We start from the raw sequence: 18,007 nt of genomic DNA, 5'->3' as shown, positions 1-18,007 counted from the left end.
AGTCAAGGTCGAGAAATTGAGTATAAAAAGTTGCATTCACAGCAGCTCCAACTCTTCTAAATACCTCGAAGCTCTGCTTCGAGGATCCTTTATTTTTTTTAAATTTTTTTGCAGGTATCGATGATTTGACGATGGGTTTCAGGCATCAATGCTGTCCTGAAGGCAACCTGACGGTTTAAACCGGCGGCTTCATCCTGAAAAATGTTACATCGGATGATTTGATTTCTTTTATAAAGAACTTATTATTAGTCTCTATGAATCCAATTCCCCGAAGCTCGATTTTTGGACGCTGAGATCAAAGATGAATTCATACCCGCAGCAGAGCTACGGGGTAGTTGATTATACTTCGCTGACGATATTCAGAGTCTTGTATCAGAGCTTCGATATTGTGCCGAGGAAAAATCTTATCTTCACGTTATTGTTATCTATAAGACGAAAATTATTCAGTAAAACGGCCCGGCCCTTCCCCAAACCCCTTGATCCATGCATGTTATTGAAACCGGAGATATTTATCTCAGTGTGCTCTTTTCAGGAGCTGTCGATCAAATGCAGCTTTTCCGGGCATTGAAAGAAATATTTATGCATCCGGAATATCCATTCAAGAACTCGATGTGGGTTTTTGAAGGGTGTGAGTGTGATTTTTCGAGTATCAGCATGTTTGATCTGCTTCAGATGGTCAGGGCGTACTACCCCAAGGAGGCGACAAGAAAAAAAACCGCTATCGTGACCTCGACAAGCCTGCATCATGCCATGGCGCAGCTTTTTTGCCAGGAGGCCGGGCAGTTGACGTTGACCTTCACTCTGAAAGCCTTCATGAATCGTGCTGAAGCGACGGTATGGCTGCTTGAGGAGTGAATGCGCGATGATGGCCGGAGGCGGGCAGTTGAACGTCAGTTGGAGTTTTGACCCGAAAGATCACGGCTGGCTGGAGCCGGAATTCCTGGCCCGCAGGTTTTTTGCCGTTTCAGTGTCGGCGATTCCTCTTTTCAGAAAAAGGTTCAGGGCAAGAACGATGATGAGCGCTTCGATGGAGTAGCTCCAGAAAGGATAGTCATAGACTATCCACGGCGCAATTTTTTTCAGGAGCAAATTCACGTCGAAGCCACGGTAGGAGAAGGGCGCCAGCCAATACATAGGGTTCGGGACGCTGTCCAGAATCATGTGAATGAATCCGTTCAGCGTGAACATGAACGCAAAAACCGGACTCTGGCTTTTCGGTTTTGAGTAGAGCCAGAGCAGCGATCCGAACAGCAGTATAGCCCAGAACATGGGGAAGTGCGTTAGGTAATAGTGGTGATCCCAGGTTCGGGTATCGAACAGCTCAAGATAAAGGTAGTCAAAATCGGGAGCGACCGAGCCAAGCAGTCCCCAGAACCAGTAGAGCGGATACGATTTGATTCGTCGCTCAAACTTGTCGGAAAGAAGCTTGCCGACGATATAGCCTGCCGGTAAATGCGCGTAGGTGATAGCAAACTCCCGATAAAATACGTTTTGCGACCCTCTTTGTCTGAATGATTTGAGGACGTTATTTCGTGGCGACATGCCGCTGTTTCGTTGTCTCCTCGAAAAAACCTTCGCGAATATAAGGACAATTACGCGGCTTGTGTAATCCCGTGCCTGTTTTCGGGTTGCGCCGCCCGGCGCTGGCCGATAATTCCTGGACTGTCGATGACGCTATAAGGTTCGGCCTGTGTCGTTTTTCTGGACGATCTTTTTGTATATTTAATGAATTGCAAGTTCAGAAAGCCGTGATCTTCCGGCGTCTCGATGACCATCGCGTTCAGGCAGTTTGCGTGGGGTGAAACGGAAGATTCGATGCGGTCTGACAAAAATTTTCAATCCTTATCACTAACCTTGACGGAGCAGCCATGAAGAAAAATATGGGGCAAAAAGATCGTGCCGTTCGTGCTATCCTGGGCGTGGCCATGCTGTTGTATGGCATTGTTTTCCAGAACCTTGTCGGCCTTGTCGGCCTGATTCCCATTGTCACGGCAATCATCGGCTACTGCCCGCTTTATGAGGTGCTCGGGGTTACCTCCAACAAATACGCCGACTGAAGCTTTCGTCATCCGGTTTTTTCTGATCCGGAAAAGCCTTGCAAGGCGTTCGATGTTTCGGGGAGATCGGTTCCGGTCTCCCCCTTTTTTTGTCCCCTTCCGCAACTGCCGTTCCCGGCAGCCCTTCTGCTGTACCGACCTTTCTTTTCGCTTCCCGACTGAATCTGGAGAAACTTTTCTGCAACGATCGGCTTTTCATTTTTTGTGCTTGGGCGCTCCAACCCCCTTATCGTGTTTGCGTACAAGAGAATCGGGATTGAATGACTGTTAACTTTTGATACGAAGCAGCATGGACAGGCAAGAGAGGAAGAGCAGGGAGTACGAGAACACACCGGTTGACGAGACGCTCGCCGGGCTGAGGGTTGACCGGAATGCCGGGCTGGATGACAAGGCGGTTGCGGAGCGCCGGAGCCGGTACGGGTTCAACGAAATCGAGGAGAAGGAGGAGGCGCTGTGGCACCGGATTTTCCGGCGTTTCCGGGGGCCGATTCCGTGGATGATCGAGGCGGCGGCGATCCTGTCCGCTGCGGTGCAGAAGTGGGAGGATTTCAGCATCATCTTTGTCATGCTGCTGGTCAACGCCGGTCTCGATTTCATGCAGGAGCACCGGGCGCTCAATGCGCTGAAGGCGCTCAAGCAGCGGCTCTCCAAGGAGGTGACGGTGCGGCGCAACGGCCAGTTCACGCGCGTTCCGGTGCGCGAGCTGGTGCCGGGCGACATCGTGAAAATCCGCATCGGCGACATCGTGCCCGCCGACGTGCAGTTGCTCGACGGCGACTACCTGCTCATCGACCAGTCGGCGCTCACCGGCGAGTCGCTGCCGGTGACGCGCAAGAGCGGCGCGGTGGCGTTCGCCAACACCATCGTCAAGCAGGGCGAGATGCTCGTCGTGGTGCTCAACACCGGCATGAACACGAGTTTCTCCTCCGTCGTCGCCCTCGTCGCCGAAGCGCAGCGCGAGGAGCGCAGCCACTTCCAGAAGATGGTGATCCAGATCGGCAACTTCCTCATTCTGGTGACGCTCGTGCTGGTGATGCTGATCGTGACCGTGTCGCTCTTCCGCCACGAGCCGCTGATCGACATTATCCGCTTCGCGCTCGTCTTGAGCGTGGCGGCCATTCCCGTCGCCCTGCCCGCCGTGCTCTCGGTCACGATGGCCGTCGGCGCGATGAACCTCGCCAAACGGCAGGCGATCGTCTCGCGCCTGACGGCCATCGAGGAGCTGGCCGGGGTCGATATTTTCTGCACCGACAAGACCGGTACGCTCACCAAAAACCAGATGGAGGTGTCGAGGCCCGAAGTTCTCGAAGGCTTCACCGAAGAAGAACTCTTTCTTTACGCCGCGCTCGCCTCGCGCCTCGAAAACAACGATCCCGTCGAGATGCCGATCTTCAGCTATCTCGATACCAGGTTGCCCGGCGTTGACTGGAAGTCGTGGAAACAGACGAGCTTTACGCCCTTCGATCCGGTCAGTAAACGCACGGAAGCGAACGCCGAAAAGGATGGCCGGACGGTGCGCGTGGTCAAGGGCGCGCCGCAGGTAGTGATCGAGATGGCCGGGCTTGACGAAGTAGCGAGTCGCAAGGTTAACGATTCGGTCAACGCACTTGCCTCGAAGGGCTATCGCACCCTCGGCGTCGGCCTGAAGGAGGGTGACGCGCCGTTCCGGATGATCGGGCTGATTCCGCTCTACGATCCGCCGCGCGAGGATTCGCAGCAGGTGATCGACGAGATGCGCCGGTTCGGGGTCAAGGTGAAGATGGTGACGGGTGACAATGCCGCCATCGCCCGCGAGATAGGCGGCATTCTCGGCCTCGCGCAGAAGACGATCCGCTCGGCGCAGCTCTCCGGTGCGTCGGCAAACGAGCTGATGGGGCTGCTCGAAACGCTGACGCTGGCGATCTACCGCAAGCTCAAGGGCGACGCGCCGCTGCGCGAAGCCAAAGCGTTCGCGTCGGAGGTCATGGCGGAGGTCGGCAAACTCTACGACACCCGGTTGCTCGAACGCGAGTTTATCCACACGCACGAATCGGCGATTGTCGAGATGATCGAGGATGTCGATATTTTCGCCGAGGTGGTGCCGGAGGACAAGTTCCGCATCGTCGATACGCTGCAAAAGGGTGGCCACATCGTCTCGATGACCGGCGATGGCGTCAACGACGCGCCCGCGCTCAAGAAGGCCGACTGCGGCATCGCGGTCTCCAACGCCACCGACGCGGCTCGCGCGGCGGCGGACATCGTGCTCACCGCGCCCGGCCTGTCGGTCATCAACGAAGCGATGCAGCAAGCGCGGCTCACCTTCGCCCGCATGAAAAGCTACGCCACCTTCCGCATTGCCGAAACGATCCGCATCATTCTCTTCATGACGCTCTCGATCGTGGTGTTCAATTTCTACCCGATCACCGCGCTGATGATTATTCTGCTGGCCATGCTCAACGATATTCCTATCCTCGCCATCGCGTACGACCACGGAAAGATTCACCAGACGCCGGTGCGCTGGAAAATGCAAGAGCTTCTGATCGTGGCCAGCACACTGGGGATTTTCGGGGTCATCGCTTCGTTCCTGCTCTTTTTTCTGTTGCGGCAGTATGGTTTTTCAGAAGATATGATTCGCACCTTCCTGTTTCTCAAACTCATCATAGCCGGGCACAGTACGCTCTACGTCACGAGATCGGAGGGGTGGTTCTGGGAGCGCCCGTGGCCATCGCCGCTGCTGTTCGGCGCGACCTTCGGCACCGAAATTCTCGGCACCATCCTTGCGGTTTACGGCCTTTTCGTGACGCCAATCGGATGGAGTTATGCGCTGCTGGTCTGGGCCTATGCTCTTGCCTGGTTCATGGTCAACGATGTGGTGAAGGTGATCGTCAAGCGCGTGTTTCTGCAACGCAACCGCGCCTGACCGGATGGATTGGATGGATCAGACGGAGCGGACGGATCGGAGGCGCTGTCGCTGAATTGCCAAATTGTTGCGGGCATTGCAGGGGCAGACCTGCGTGTCTGCACTGCGGAATGGTGAGGTGTTTTCGTTATTGCCCAACGTCAGCAAACAAAAAAAGGCGGCCCATCGTGAGCCGCCTTTTTGTTGTCCATTATCGCTGTCCGCTTTGTCAGAGCAGGGCCGCGCGGGCTGCCGCCAGGCGGGCGACCGGTACGCGGTACGGGCTGCACGAAACGTAGTTCAAGCCGGTCTTGTGGCAGAACTCGATCGTGGCCGGATCGCCGCCGTGCTCGCCGCAGATGCCGAGCTTGAGATCGGGTTTGACCGAGCGACCCTCTTTGGCCGAGATGCTGACCAGGCGGCCAACGCCATCGATGTCGATGCTCTCGAACGGGTTGCGAGCGAAGATCTCCTGCTGCTGGTAGATCGGCAGGAACTGGCCGGAGTCGTCACGGCTCATGCCGAGGCCCATCTGCGTCAAATCGTTGGTGCCGTAGCTGAAGAAGTCGGCGGCCTGGGCGATCTGGTCGGAGGTGATGGCCGCGCGCGGCACTTCGATCATGGTGCCAACCAGGTACTTCACGCCGACGCCCTGCTCGGAAATGACGCTGCGGGCGGTTTTGTGGATCACTTCGCTGGTGATTTCGAGCTCCTTGACGGTGCTGACCAGCGGCACCATGATTTCGGGGATGATGTCGAGCTTCTCCTCCTGCTTGATGCGGCAGGCGGCTTCGATGATGGCGCGTACCTGCATGACGATAATCTCCGGATGCAGGATGCCGAGGCGGCAACCGCGCAGACCGAGCATCGGGTTGAACTCGTGCAGGCTTTCGATGCGGGCCTTGATTTCGGCGCTCGACTTGCCGATCTTGCCGGCCAGGTCGTCGATTTCGGCGTCGGTGTGCGGCAGGAACTCGTGCAGCGGCGGATCGAGGAGGCGGACGGTAACCGGGCGTGAACCCATTGCCTTGAAGAGGCCAAAGAAGTCGTCGCGCTGGTAGGGCAGCAGCTTGTCGAGCGCCACCTTGCGGCCAGCGATGTCGTCGGCCAGAATCATCTCGCGCATGGCGTCGATGCGGTCGCCGCCGAAGAACATGTGCTCGGTGCGGCACAGGCCAATGCCTTCCGCGCCAAAGGTGATGGCGATTTCGGCCTGGTCGGGCTGGTCGGCGTTGGTGCGGATGTTGAGCTTGCGATACTTGTCGGCCCACTGCATGAGCTGGTCGTAAATCTTGAAGGTCGGCGCGTCCTCAGGAGCGAGCGTCTTGTCGATCAGCACTTCGAGGATTTCGGAGTTCTTGGTCTTGACTTCGCCCGCGATCACTTCGCCGGTGCTGCCGTCGATGGAGAGGTAATCGCCCTCTTTCAGCACAATGTCGCTGCCGTTGACCCGCATTTCGCCGGTCTTGTAGTCGATGCGGAGCGCGCCGCAACCGGCCACGCACACCTTGCCCATCTGGCGGGCGACGAGCGCGGCGTGCGAGGTCATGCCTCCGCGTTCGGTGAGGATGCCTTCGGAGGCGTCCATGCCCTTGATGTCTTCGGGCGAGGTCTCGATTCTGACGAGAATCACCTCTTCGCCACGCTCGGAGGCTTCGATGGCGTCATCGGCGTTGAAGTAGATGCGTCCGCAGGCAGCGCCGGGGCCGGCGTTCAGGCCGGTGGCCAAGAGGCGTCCGCCGTCGATGGCGGCTTTCTTCTCGTTGAGGTCGAAGACCGGGCGGAGAAGCTGGTTGAGCTGCTCCGGTTCGATGCGGCGCAGCACCTCTTTTTCGTCGATCAGGCCTTCGTTGAACATGTCAACGGCGATCTTGATGGCGGCGAAGCCGGTGCGCTTGCCGACGCGGCACTGGAGCATGAAGAGCTTGTCGTTCTCGATGGTGAACTCGATGTCCATCATGTCGCGATAGTGCTTTTCAAGGATCGAGCGAATCTCTTCGAGCTGGTTGTACATCTCCGGCTTGCCCTCGGCGAGCTGCGCGATTTTCAGCGGCGTACGGGTTCCGGCCACCACATCCTCGCCCTGCGCGTTCATGAGGAACTCGCCATAGAAAATGTTGTCGCCAGCGGCGGCGTCGCGGGTGAAAGCCACGCCGGTGCCGCAATTCTCGCCCATGTTGCCGAACACCATCGCCTGCACGTTGCAGGCCGTGCCCCAGTAACCGGGGATGTGATTCAGCTTGCGATAAACGATGGCGCGTTCGTTGTTCCAACTGTTGAACACCGCGCCGATGGCGCCCAGGAGCTGTTCGGTCGGATTTTCGGGGAAGGTTTTGCCGGTCTTGTCGAGGATCGCTTTTTTGTAGCGGGCCACGAGGTCTTTGAGGTCTTCGACCTGGAACTCGGTGTCGAGGTGAATGCCAAGCTCGTGCTTTTTCTGTTCGAGAATCTCCTCGAAAGGATCGATCTGCTTTTTGTCAGCCGGTTTGAGGTCGAGCACCACGTCGCCGTACATCGACACGAAGCGGCGGTAGCAGTCCCAGGCGAAACGGGGGTTGCCCGATTTGCGGGCCAGGCCTTCGACGGTCGTGTCGTTGAGACCGAGGTTGAGGATGGTGTCCATCATGCCCGGCATCGAGGCGCGAGCGCCTGAGCGGACGGAGACGAGCAGCGGGTTTTCGGGGTCGCCGAACTTCTTGCCGAGATACTCCTCGATTTTCTTGAGAGCCGCCGGAATGTCGCTTTCGAAGAGGTTCGCGGGGTAGGTTTTCTGGTGATCGTAGTAGTAGGTGCAGACCTCGGTGGACAGGGTGAAGCCCGGAGGGACGGGCAGTCCGATGTTGGCCATTTCAGCCAGGTTTGCGCCTTTGCCTCCGAGGAGGTTTTTCATTGAGGCATCCCCTTCTGCGGTGCCGCCAGAAAAACTGTAAATGTACTGTTTGGCTGCGGCTGATTCTTCGTTAGCGTGCGAATTCGGCATGTTCCTGTTGGTTGGTTGACCCGAAAAAACAAAAAATTTCATGGAAATTGTGTTCGGAAAACTACTTTTCCGAGTCGTCAATTTAACAGAAAAAAACGTCCGGAAAAACCCGGAATAGCCACCAAATCGTCAGTTTCATGGAGAGTTTGGCAGTTGTTTTCATTCTGCAGGTGCTCAGGATTTCGGTACCCTATCTGTTCGCTTCGGTGGGAGCGGTTTTTTCGGAGCGGGGCGGGGTCATCAATCTGGCCCTCGAAGGCTTGATTCTCGCGGGCGCGTTCGGCGCGATGCTCGGTCAGTACCTGACCGGATCGGCGTGGGCAGGCGTCGCTTTGGCAATCTTGCTGGGCCTCGTCGTTTCGCTTCTGCACGCCTTCGTGACCGTCACGCTCCGGGCTGACCAGATCGTCAGCGGCATCGCCATCAACATTCTCGTCATGGGCGCGACCCGCTTCGCGCTCGGCCTCCTTTTCGGCAGCGCGATGAACTCGGCCCGCATCGCCGGGATGGAGGTGTCGGTGCCGCTCTTCGACCCGCTGCTCGTCATCGCCATCCTCTCGGTCGTGGCGGCGCAGTTCGTGCTGTTCCGGACGCCTTACGGCCTGCGGCTCCGCGCGGCGGGCGAGAGCGCCGAGGCGGTGGAGACGGCGGGTCTCGACGTGCGGAAACTGCGCTACTCCGGCGTGCTCATTTCCGGCGCGCTGTCGGCGCTTGGCGGCGCGTTCCTCGTCTTCCAGCAGCACAGCTTCACGGACAACATGTCCGCCGGGCGCGGCTATATCGCCTTGGCCGCGATGATTATCGGCAAGTGGTCGCCCGCCGGAGCCGCGCTGGCGAGCCTGTTGTTCGCCGCCGCCGAAGCGATGTCGATGTGGCTGCCGTCAGGCTGGCTCCCCTCGCAGCTCGCGCAGTCGCTGCCGTATGTTATTACGCTACTCGTGCTCGCCGGTTTCGTCGGCAAGGCCACGCCGCCGAAAGAGGTCGGTGTGCCGTACCAACCACTGTAGGGGCAACCCTTGCGGTTGCCCTCTGGCGACGGTTGATAATGATCGGTCGGTTCGACAAATCTGACGGATACCTTCTCCGGTGACGCTCACGCCAGTTCGAGCACTTTGGCGACCAGTTTGTCGATGCCTTTGGCGATGTCGCTGATGCCGGGGCCGAGCATGTAGGCCGGGGTGGTGACGATCTTCGAGCCGGGGCTGACGACGATCTCCTCGACCGGAGAGGCGATATGCTTCGCGCCCATCGCCGCGATGTCCGCCGCCGTCTGCTGGTCGTTGCCGATGGTCACTTCAACGCCTTCCGGGCCAAACAGCTTTGCCGCGATGACCGGCGCGATGCAGAGAAATCCGACCGGTTTGCCGCTTTTACGGAACCGCATGACCGCGTCGGCCACTTCGGGAAGCACTTCGCATTTCGCTCCGGCGACGGCGTAATCGCTCAGGTTCTTGGCCGCGCCGTAACCGCCGGGGATGATGAGGCCGTCGAGGATCATCGTGTCGATGTCCCGCAGGTTCCGGATCGAACCACGCGCGATGCGGGCCGATTCGACCAGCACGTTGCGGGTTTCACCCTCCGACGCCTCGCCGGTGAGATGGTTGACGACGTGGCGCTGCGCAATGTCGGGGGCAAAGCAGACCGCCTCGGCCTGGGCCTTGTCGAGCGAAAGAAGCGTGAGCACCGCTTCATGGATTTCCGTTCCGTCATAGACGCCGCACCCCGAAAGGATGACTCCGATCTTTTTCATGGTGTTCCGGATTAGTGTTTGCGAGGAAAAGCTTTTCATGGTATGGTATAAAAAAGGCGGAGCTTTTAAAAAAAGTGACGAGCTACACAATACACCGGCAAGATGCTCCGAGCTTCTTTTCCTATTTGTCCCATCTGTCCCATAAGTTCTCTAAGTCCTATTCTTTTAACATGAAACGCTACAAGCCGACATACCGCCTGCGCTTGCTGCTCGCCGTTGTGCTGCTGCTGGCGTCTGGCTGCGCGAAGCCCGACCAGAGCGTCCGGAGCATCGCCATCGGCAAGCAAATCTGGATGGCGGAAAATCTTGCTATTGACCGCTACAGCAACGGCGACCCGATTTGCCATGCCAGAAGCGTCGAGGAGTGGAACGATGCGATCTCCAGGCACGAGGGGGCATGGTGCGACTACGGCAACCAACCTGCAAACGGGCGGCTCTATAACTGGTTCGCCGTCGCAGACCCGCGCGGTCTGGCTCCCGAAGGGTGGCATGTGCCCACCGATGCCGAATGGCGTGAACTCGAAGCAGTGACTGGTGGTCGGGGCTTCGAGACCGCCTTCACCGGAAGTCGCAACTGCCTCGGCATTTTCTTTGGCAAGGGCAGCAGCGCCTTTTTCTGGACGGCCACGCCATCCGGCGAGTTCGACGCCTGGAACCGCGAAATCAGCGAGGGCAGCGGCAAGCTGCAACGAGTCCGCGTAGCCAAAGGCCTGGGCCTGTCGGTGCGCTGCGTGAAAAATCGTGAAAAATGATCGGCCCGATCGGTCCTGTCCGACTGATCGGGGGAACCGCAAGCCGCCTTACTTTTTCAGCTTTCCCAACCCTGGCGCGAACTTGCCAACTTTGGCGGCGTAGCTGCCGTAATCGGGGTGGCGCTCGGTGAGCCAGGCTTCCTCTTTCGAGGCTTTGTAGTTGAAAAACGCGAGGGCCAGCGCTGTTACCAACAGGTGAGAAAGGCTCAGCGAAAATACCGCCCATCCGGCGGCGGCCAGGAGCTGGGCGCTGTAGAGTGGATGACGCACCAGCGCGTAAACGCCGGTATCGACCAGCTTGCTGTGATCGACCGGGTAGGGGAGCGGTGTGAGGTACCGACGGATATTCAGCGAACCGCCGATGCCGAGCGCGGCTCCGGCGAGTACGCCAATGACGAGGGTGCCCCAGCGCAGAATCGCAAATTGCCGCCAGAGTTCTCCGCCCCGCAGATCGGGCCAGACGGGAGTGAAAAAATAGAGCGCCACGAGCGCTATCTGGATGACGACCAGGTGCTCTCCCTTTGCTCCAAAGTGTTTCAATTTGCCATATTCCTTTTCCATACTGCTCGCTTGAGAATCGTTCAAATTGCCCTATCTTCAAAAATTTCAAAATTGTAGGAAATGTCCCCCGCAACCCGATCAACATCCTTATCGCCGACCCCCATGATCATTCCGAAAGAGACCTTGCTGCTTGTTATCGATATTCAGGAAAAACTCGCGCCCGCCGTTTTTCAGTCAGATAGCGTCATAAAAAATACCGGAAAACTGATCCGGGCGAGCAAGCTGCTTGGCGTACCGGTGGTTCATACCGAGCAGTACCCGAAAGGACTTGGCCGCACGGTCGATGAGCTGAAAGAGCTGATCGGTGAAGAAACACCGTTCGAGAAGCTTTCGTTCAGTTGCTGCGGCAACGACGATTTCATGAAGCATCTGCGCTCGCTTGGCCGCAATGACATTCTCGTGACCGGCATGGAGACTCATGTGTGCGTCTATCAGACCTCTGTCGATCTGCTCGAATTTGGCTACAACGTGCATCTGGTGACCGACGGCGTTTCGTCGAGAAGCGAGGAGAACCGCGCACTCGGCATCCGCTGCATCGAACGCGCCGGAGCCGCGCTCACCAGCACCGAGATGGCGATTTTCGAGCTGTTGCGAGTCGCCGAAGGGGATACGTTCAAGGCAATATCGAAAATCGTCAAGGAGGATTGACGATTATTTTTTCCTCGAATCGGAATCGCATCAATTGGTGAATGGTAGGGACGGGTTTTATGCCCGTCCTCTTTATGCCCGTCCTCTTTATGCCCGATCACAACGATCAAACGATGTTTTTTATCTCACAATCGCAATCGAAGCATCTCTTCGTAATCATCGTAGGGGCAGGCCTTGCGCCTGCCCTTTGGTATGCCTCGATGTTGATTTCATCAGGGAAGGGCAACCGCAAGGGATTGCCCCTACAGAATTTTCCGGTTTTTGCGCTCTACCTGCCTTGTGTCCGTCACGCCCCTCGTTTCACCACCCCCATCAGCCTTCTCTCCAGCTCCGTTGCGCCGTCCGGAAACTCTGGCTCAATCGTCAGATAGCGGCATCCGGCGTTCGCCAGCAGTCCGGCGAGTTCCGGATCATCGGCGATGCGGAACCAGTCTTTCTCGGTCGTGACCGGCACGACTCCTTTCCGGGCTGATTCCTCGACAATCGAGCGGATCGCGGCCTCCGTGTAGGGTTCGTGGTCGCGGAAGAACTTTGTCACCCCGACCTTTACCCCCGCATCTTCCAGACTGTGCAGAAATCCCGCCGGAGCGCCGATTCCGGCGAAGGCGAGCGCCTTGACGGATTCATTCGTCTCGGTTTTCCTTCCATCCACCTGCATCAGTTTTCCCGGTTTGATCTTCGAGCGGAGCACCGGCTTTCCCGTCCGTTCGAGCCTGGCGAGCAGCGGCGCGGCTTTGGCTTCGTCTGTGATTTTGCTGAGGATAATCACGTCAGCTCGCAGCAGTCCCTGCAGCGGTTCGCGCAGGCGTCCGGCGGGGAGCATAGCGTCGATTTCCTCCGGCGCTCCGGCGTTGACGACGACGATGTCGAGGTCTCGCGCGATTTTGCGGTGCTGGAAGGCGTCGTCGAGCACGATCACGCCGGGCAGGCGGTCGGCGAACTGGCGCATCAGAAATTGCACTCCTTCGACGCGCTTTTCGGCGACGACGACAATGGTGCCGGGATTTCGCGCGGCGAGCATCGCGGTTTCGTCGCCCGCGTCGCGGCTGCCGACGAGGCGGCGACGGCCATCCGAGACGAGCTGCACGCCCTTCGTCCGGCGTCCGTAGCCTCGCGAGACGATGGCTGTTGCGATGCCGGACGCCTCGTAGAATTTGACGATCCAGTCCACGAGCGGGGTTTTGCCGGTGCCGCCGGTGGTGATGTTGCCGACCGAAACCACCGGAATCGGCGAGCGCCAGCTTTTGAAAATGCCCCGGTCGTAGAGCCGGTTGCGCAGGCCCGTCACCATGCCGTACAGCGCTGCGGCGGGGCGCAGGAGGATAGCGGCGCTACTCATCGTCGAATCCGCCGGAAAGCTTGTCGGCCCAGGCGCGGAAGGCCGCTTCGTCCCGAAATTCCGGCACCTGCACGACGCGAAGCGTGACCTGCACACGGCTGAAGGGCATCGGGATTTCAAACCTGTCCCAACTTTTGAGGCTTCGCGCGTTGCTGTAACGGATTTCGGCGAACACCACCGGCGCGTGGTGCAGCGCGGCGAGCCGCAGCGTGCCGTACTTGAAGCGCTGGTGCGGGCCGCGCGGGCCGTCGGGCGTCACGGCCACCACGCCGCGACTGCTCAGGGCGACGCCGATGTTGCGCTTGACCACCTCCTTGCCCCGTGAACTCGATCCGCGAATCAGCCGGAAGCGGAGCCGGTCGAGCGCGTCCGACAGAATCTGCCCGTCACCGGAGAGGCTGACGACCGCTGAAATGTCGCGTCCGGGAAACAGACGCCTCGCCAGCAGCCATCCGGCGATCATCTTGCCATGCCAGAAGGCGAACATCACGCCCCGGTCATCCTCTGGCATTCGTTCTCCGGTGTGCTCGATGTCGATCTTCAGTGTGCCGAAAAGCAGTTTGAGAACGTGGGGGAGCAGGTGGGTGGCGCTCTTCAAAAGGATGTGCTTCACGAAAGCCATTCAGTGGGTCAACGGTGTGTCTGGAAATAGAGGCGAGGTTTTCAGGGCGGATTTTTTTATTGTTTTTGTGAGCGTCGATGCGTTATATACATGCGTTTGGCTTGCCCCGCTCAGCCGGGGGCAATTTAACAATCCACGCCGACAAACCACAGGGTGATTTGAGGCCATCGTATTACGCAAACATGAACGTTCTGATTATCGGAAGCGGCGCCAGGGAACATGCCATGGCTTGGGCCGTCGCGCGCAGCAGCAAGGTTTCAACGGTTTTCGTGGCTCCCGGCAATGGCGGCACGGCCACGATGGGCGGCAAGGTTCGCAACGTCGCCGTCAAGGCGACCGACATCGATGCGCTGCTCGACCTCGTTGCGAAAGAGTCGATTGGCCTGACGGTGGTCGGCCCGGAGCAGCCGCTCGAAGCGGGCATTGTCAACCGGTTCCGCGAGGCGGGGCTGAAGGTGGTCGGCCCGACCGCCGAGGCGGCGTGTCTCGAAACGAGCAAGGTGTTCGCCAAGGAGTTCATGAAGCGCCACGACATTCCGACCGCCAGTTACGAGGTGTTCCGTGACTACGCTTCCGCCAGAGCGTTCCTCGAATCGTGCGCGTCGTTCCCGCAGGTCATCAAGGCCAGCGGCCTCTGCGCGGGCAAGGGGGTCGTCGTTGCGATGAACCGCGAGGAGTCGCTGGCGGCGATCCATGAGTTTTTCGAGTCGCGCATCTTCGGCGAGGCTGCCGACGAGGTGGTGATCGAAGCGTTCCTCACCGGCCAGGAGGCGAGCGTGTTCGCCCTGACCGATGGCGAGAATTACCAGCTTTTCCTTTCCGCGCAGGATCACAAGCGCATCGGCGAGGGCGATACCGGCAAGAACACCGGCGGCATGGGCGCGTATGCCCCCGCGCCGCTCGTGACGCCGGAGGTGATGCGGCGGGTCGAGGAGGAGGTCATCCGCCCGACCCTCGCCGGAATGAAGGCCGACGGATACGCCTACACCGGCTTTCTCTACGTTGGTCTCATGATCGACAACGGCGCGCTATCGGTGGTCGAGTACAACGCCCGCCTCGGCGATCCGGAGACGCAGGTTGTGCTGCCGATGCTGAAGAGCGATCTGTTCGAGGCGCTTCTCGCCAGCGTGGATGGCGGCCTCGAAGCGGTGCCGTTCGAGATGCAGGCGGGCGCCGCAGCGACGGTCGTCATGGCCTCGGCGGGCTATCCGGATGCATACGAAACCGGCAAGGCGATCTTGATCGACCCTTCGGTGAACGAAATGGAGGGAGTGCTGGTTTTCCATGCCGGAACGCGCCGCGAGGGCGAAACGCTCGTGACCTCCGGTGGCCGCGTTCTTTCGGTGACGGCGCGGGCCGGTTTGCTGAAAGAGGCGCTCGACCGGGCCTACGGCGCGGTGAAGGCCATCGGATTCGAGGGGGCGTACTGCCGCCGGGACATTGGCGCAAAGGCGCTCTGAAGCATCCGGTACATTATCGTAGTGGTTTGTAATGAAATTACCTCGTCGCAAGTTTGAGATCATCCAGGAGCACGCCGTCAGGGATTTGCCCTATGAGTGCTGCGGCCTGCTCGTGGGCCGGAAGGTCGTCGATCATCGCGGAAATATCGACAACATCGTGCTCGAAGTCGCCCCGTGCCACAACGCGCTCTATTATGGCAAGGAGAACGGCTTTGAAATCGCCTATAACGAATTCATCGACGTGGAGCGCGAAGCGAGCAGTCTTGGCTTGGTTGTCGTCGGCTCCTACCACTCGCACATCAACTCGACTGCCGTGCCCTCGCGCAACGACATCGACTTCGCCAGCGCAGGCCACTCGATGCTCATCATCTCTCTTTACGGCGGCGTACCCAGAGAGGTCACTTCATGGCTCCGCCGCGACGCTGGAGGATTTCACCAGGAGCAGATCAAGGTTTTAGCTTAAATCCTATACGACCTATAGGTCTTATAGGTCGTATAAGTCCTATAGGTGAAAAGCCGGGAAAAATGCCTGAGCGACAGGAAGCCTTTAAGCCTTCCCAGCCGCTCAGAACACCGGAAAATTTTGTACATTGCGCAACTGACAGTTTACCTCAAGATTTAAAGCGGAAGAGACGTGCCAAAACGCGAGGACATCAAGTCCATATTGGTGATTGGAGCCGGGCCGATTGTTATCGGGCAGGCGTGTGAATTTGATTATTCGGGCACCCAGGCGTGTCGGGCGCTCAAGGAGGATGGCTACCGCGTCATCCTCGTCAACAGCAATCCGGCTACGATCATGACCGACATCGAGCTGGCCGACGCGACCTATATCGAACCGATCACGCCGGACTATGTCCGCAAGATCATCGAAAAAGAAAAACCGGACGCGCTCTTGCCGACGATGGGCGGCCAGACCGCGCTGAACACGGCCGTCAAGCTCGCCGAGTCTGGTGTGCTGGAGCGCCACGGCGTCGAGCTGATTGGCGCGAAGCTCCGCGCCATTCGCAAGGCCGAGAATCGAGAGTTCTTCGGCGATGCGATGCGGAAGCTCGGCCTCGAAATGGCCAAGGGCTTCTTCGTGCGCAATGAGAAGGAGGCCAAAGAGGCGCTCGATGAAATCGGCCTGCCGATTGTCATTCGCCCCTCATTCACGCTTGGCGGCACGGGCGGAGGTTTCGCCGAATCCAAGGCCGACTACTACGATGCCGTCAGGCGCGGCCTGGCCGAAAGCCCGATTGGCGAGGTGCTGGTCGAGGAGTGCCTGACCGGCTGGAAGGAGTACGAACTCGAAGTGATCCGCGACCTGGCCGACAACGTTATCATCGTCTGCTCCATCGAAAACGTCGATCCGATGGGCGTGCACACCGGCGACAGCATCACGGTCGCGCCTGCCCAGACTCTCACCGACCGCCAGTACCAGGAGTTGCGTGACGCCTCGATCCGGATCATCCGCGAAATCGGCGTCGAGACCGGCGGCAGCAACATCCAGTTTGCGATCAATCCGGAAGATGGGCGCATCGTTATCATCGAGATGAACCCGCGCGTGTCGCGCAGCTCCGCGCTGGCCTCGAAGGCGACCGGCTTCCCCATCGCCAAGGTGGCCGCAAAGCTCGCCGTGGGCTACACGCTCGACGAGATCACCAACGACATCACCAAAAGCACCCCGGCCAGCTTCGAGCCTTCCATCGACTACTGCGTGGTCAAGGTGCCGCGCTGGGACTTCGAGAAGTTCAAGAATGTCGATGCCCGCCTCGGTGTGCAGATGAAGTCGGTCGGCGAGGTGATGGCCTTCGGGCGCAACTTCCGCGAGGCGTTGCAGAAGTCGCTGCGCGGCCTCGAAATCGGGCGCGCCGGGCTGGGCTGTGATGGCAAGGATATCATGAACGTCATCGACATGACCCAGCAGCAGCGCCAGTTCGCCAAAGAGGATTTGCTCGAAAAAATCAAGATTCCGAAGGCCGACCGCATGTTCTACCTGCGCTACGCCTTCCAGGCCGGGGCGACCGTCGATGAAATTTACCAGTCCACCGGCATCGATCCGTGGTTCCTCGACAACATCCGCCAGATCGTTGAGTTCGAGGATGAGCTTCGTCAGATGGCAGCCGAAAGCGAGGCATGACCTATCTTACCCGGATTCTCGAAACCAAGAGGGGAGAGGTCGCCGAACTGAAAAAAGAGGAGCCGGAGCGTCGCTATCGCGAGGTGCGCGGCGAACTTCCGGCGACGCGCGATTTCCGTTCGGCAATCACGAGCCGCGATGGCGGGATCAATCTCATCGCCGAGGTCAAGAAGGCATCGCCATCGCGCGGCGTGCTTGTCGAGGATTTCCGCCCGCTCGACATCGCACAACGCTACGCGGAACTTGGTGCGTCGGCCTTCTCCGTGCTGACCGACCGCCACTACTTTCAGGGATCGCCCGACTATCTGAAAGCGATTACGCAGCACTTCTCCATTCCCGTGCTCCGCAAAGAGTTCATCATCGACGAAAGCCAGATTTACGAAACCCGCCTGATGGGGGCCGACGCGGCGCTCCTGATCGTGGCGGCGCTCGCGCCGTCGCAGTTGCGGGATTACCTCCAGCTCTTCGCCGAACTCGGCCTGTACGCGCTGGTCGAGGTGCACGACCGGTGCGAACTCGATACTGCCCTCGAACAGGGTTCCACGATTGTCGGCGTCAACAACCGCGACCTGCGCGACTTCACCGTTGATCTCATGACTTCGGTCAACCTCAAGCGGGAGTACCCGGAAGGCGTACTTGCCGTCGCCGAAAGCGGCCTGAAACGCCGCGACGATGTGCTGCTCATGCAGCAAGCCGGCTTCGATGCCGCGCTCATCGGAGAGGGTTTGCTGGTAAGCGAAGAGCTGCGGAAGTTCGCGTGGGGGTAAGTGTAGCGGTGGACTTTGTGGACAGGTAAAACTGCGGAATCACTTCTCTCTTTGGCTTTTCTCCCATAAGACTT

17 protein-coding genes are annotated in these 18,007 nt (G+C 58.9%); 10 read left to right on the top strand and 7 right to left on the bottom strand.

Annotation, left to right across the window (positions count from 1 at the left end; all coding sequences use genetic code 11):
• Positions 1 to 654: 654 nt before the first annotated feature.
• Entirely contained in the window at positions 655 to 855 is a 201-nt protein-coding gene (locus EST62_RS01105) for a hypothetical protein (protein WP_129050272.1), read from the top strand.
• 60 nt (positions 856 to 915) lie between these two features.
• On the opposite strand, the gene EST62_RS01100 is transcribed toward EST62_RS01105, so the two are convergent.
• On the bottom strand, positions 916 to 1,542 hold the full coding sequence (locus EST62_RS01100; RefSeq protein ID WP_129050271.1) for a metal-dependent hydrolase: 627 nt from the start codon (positions 1,540 to 1,542) through the stop codon (positions 916 to 918).
• Positions 1,543 to 1,592: 50 nt separating this feature from the next.
• Positions 1,593 to 1,829, bottom strand: coding sequence for a hypothetical protein (locus EST62_RS01095; RefSeq protein WP_129050270.1), 237 nt, complete (start codon positions 1,827 to 1,829; stop codon positions 1,593 to 1,595).
• Between the two features lie 39 nt (positions 1,830 to 1,868).
• On the opposite strand from EST62_RS01095, the gene EST62_RS01090 reads away from it, so the two are divergent.
• Both EST62_RS01090 and EST62_RS01085 read left to right on the top strand, forming a co-directional pair.
• Positions 1,869 to 2,057: a DUF2892 domain-containing protein gene (locus EST62_RS01090; RefSeq protein WP_129050269.1), complete on the top strand. Its 189-nt coding sequence runs from the start codon at positions 1,869 to 1,871 to the stop codon at positions 2,055 to 2,057.
• Between the two features lie 289 nt (positions 2,058 to 2,346).
• Entirely contained in the window at positions 2,347 to 4,956 is a 2,610-nt protein-coding gene (locus EST62_RS01085) for a plasma-membrane proton-efflux P-type ATPase (RefSeq protein WP_129050268.1), read from the top strand.
• Positions 4,957 to 5,164: 208 nt separating this feature from the next.
• Here the strand turns inward: EST62_RS01085 and ppdK are convergent, their stop codons facing one another.
• The gene (gene ppdK, locus EST62_RS01080; protein WP_129050267.1) at positions 5,165 to 7,915 is read right to left on the bottom strand and encodes a pyruvate, phosphate dikinase; all 2,751 of its coding nucleotides are present in this window, start codon (positions 7,913 to 7,915) and stop codon (positions 5,165 to 5,167) included.
• Positions 7,916 to 8,052: 137 nt separating this feature from the next.
• Between ppdK and EST62_RS01075 the strand changes: the two genes are divergently transcribed.
• Positions 8,053 to 8,922, top strand: coding sequence for an ABC transporter permease (locus tag EST62_RS01075; RefSeq protein WP_129050266.1), 870 nt, complete (start codon positions 8,053 to 8,055; stop codon positions 8,920 to 8,922).
• 86 nt (positions 8,923 to 9,008) lie between these two features.
• On the opposite strand, the gene elbB is transcribed toward EST62_RS01075, so the two are convergent.
• Positions 9,009 to 9,665, bottom strand: a complete 657-nt coding sequence (gene elbB, locus EST62_RS01070; protein ID WP_129050265.1) for an isoprenoid biosynthesis glyoxalase ElbB — start codon at positions 9,663 to 9,665, stop codon at positions 9,009 to 9,011.
• 170 nt (positions 9,666 to 9,835) lie between these two features.
• On the opposite strand from elbB, the gene EST62_RS01065 reads away from it, so the two are divergent.
• Positions 9,836 to 10,417, top strand: coding sequence for a fibrobacter succinogenes major paralogous domain-containing protein (locus tag EST62_RS01065; RefSeq protein WP_129050264.1), 582 nt, complete (start codon positions 9,836 to 9,838; stop codon positions 10,415 to 10,417).
• A 48-nt stretch (positions 10,418 to 10,465) separates the two neighbouring features.
• Here EST62_RS01065 and EST62_RS01060 read toward each other — a convergent pair whose 3' ends face one another.
• Positions 10,466 to 10,957: an isoprenylcysteine carboxylmethyltransferase family protein gene (locus EST62_RS01060; protein WP_371414664.1), complete on the bottom strand. Its 492-nt coding sequence runs from the start codon at positions 10,955 to 10,957 to the stop codon at positions 10,466 to 10,468.
• A gap of 123 nt (positions 10,958 to 11,080) precedes the next feature.
• On the opposite strand from EST62_RS01060, the gene EST62_RS01055 reads away from it, so the two are divergent.
• Complete coding sequence (locus EST62_RS01055) at positions 11,081 to 11,626, top strand: hydrolase (protein ID WP_129050262.1); 546 nt, start codon at positions 11,081 to 11,083, stop codon at positions 11,624 to 11,626.
• Between the two features lie 286 nt (positions 11,627 to 11,912).
• Here EST62_RS01055 and lpxK read toward each other — a convergent pair whose 3' ends face one another.
• Both lpxK and EST62_RS01045 read right to left on the bottom strand, forming a co-directional pair.
• Positions 11,913 to 12,965 carry a tetraacyldisaccharide 4'-kinase gene (gene lpxK, locus EST62_RS01050; RefSeq protein WP_129050261.1) on the bottom strand — a complete coding sequence of 351 codons (1,053 nt, stop codon included), beginning with the start codon at positions 12,963 to 12,965 and terminating at the stop codon, positions 11,913 to 11,915.
• Positions 12,958 to 13,587: a DUF374 domain-containing protein gene (locus EST62_RS01045; protein WP_129050260.1), complete on the bottom strand. Its 630-nt coding sequence runs from the start codon at positions 13,585 to 13,587 to the stop codon at positions 12,958 to 12,960. Before EST62_RS01045 ends, lpxK begins: the two co-directional genes overlap by 8 nt.
• Positions 13,588 to 13,769: 182 nt before the next feature.
• Here EST62_RS01045 and purD point away from each other — a divergent pair, with 182 nt between their 5' ends.
• From purD to trpC, 4 genes are all read left to right on the top strand, one after another.
• On the top strand, positions 13,770 to 15,047 hold the full coding sequence (gene purD, locus EST62_RS01040; RefSeq protein WP_129050259.1) for a phosphoribosylamine--glycine ligase: 1,278 nt from the start codon (positions 13,770 to 13,772) through the stop codon (positions 15,045 to 15,047).
• Between the two features lie 31 nt (positions 15,048 to 15,078).
• On the top strand, positions 15,079 to 15,510 hold the full coding sequence (locus tag EST62_RS01035) for a Mov34/MPN/PAD-1 family protein (RefSeq protein WP_129050258.1): 432 nt from the start codon (positions 15,079 to 15,081) through the stop codon (positions 15,508 to 15,510).
• Positions 15,511 to 15,681: 171 nt separating this feature from the next.
• Entirely contained in the window at positions 15,682 to 17,166 is a 1,485-nt protein-coding gene (gene carB / locus EST62_RS01030; RefSeq protein WP_129050257.1) for a carbamoyl-phosphate synthase large subunit, read from the top strand.
• Positions 17,163 to 17,933, top strand: a complete 771-nt coding sequence (gene trpC / locus EST62_RS01025; protein ID WP_129050256.1) for an indole-3-glycerol phosphate synthase TrpC — start codon at positions 17,163 to 17,165, stop codon at positions 17,931 to 17,933. The genes carB and trpC overlap by 4 nt, the downstream gene beginning before the upstream one ends.
• Positions 17,934 to 18,007 lie beyond the last annotated feature (74 nt).

This window comes from Chlorobaculum sp. 24CR (assembly GCF_004118635.1).
Classification (GTDB): Bacteria; Bacteroidota; Chlorobiia; order Chlorobiales; family Chlorobiaceae; genus Chlorobaculum.
This window is presented reverse-complemented; position numbering and strand designations above follow the sequence as displayed.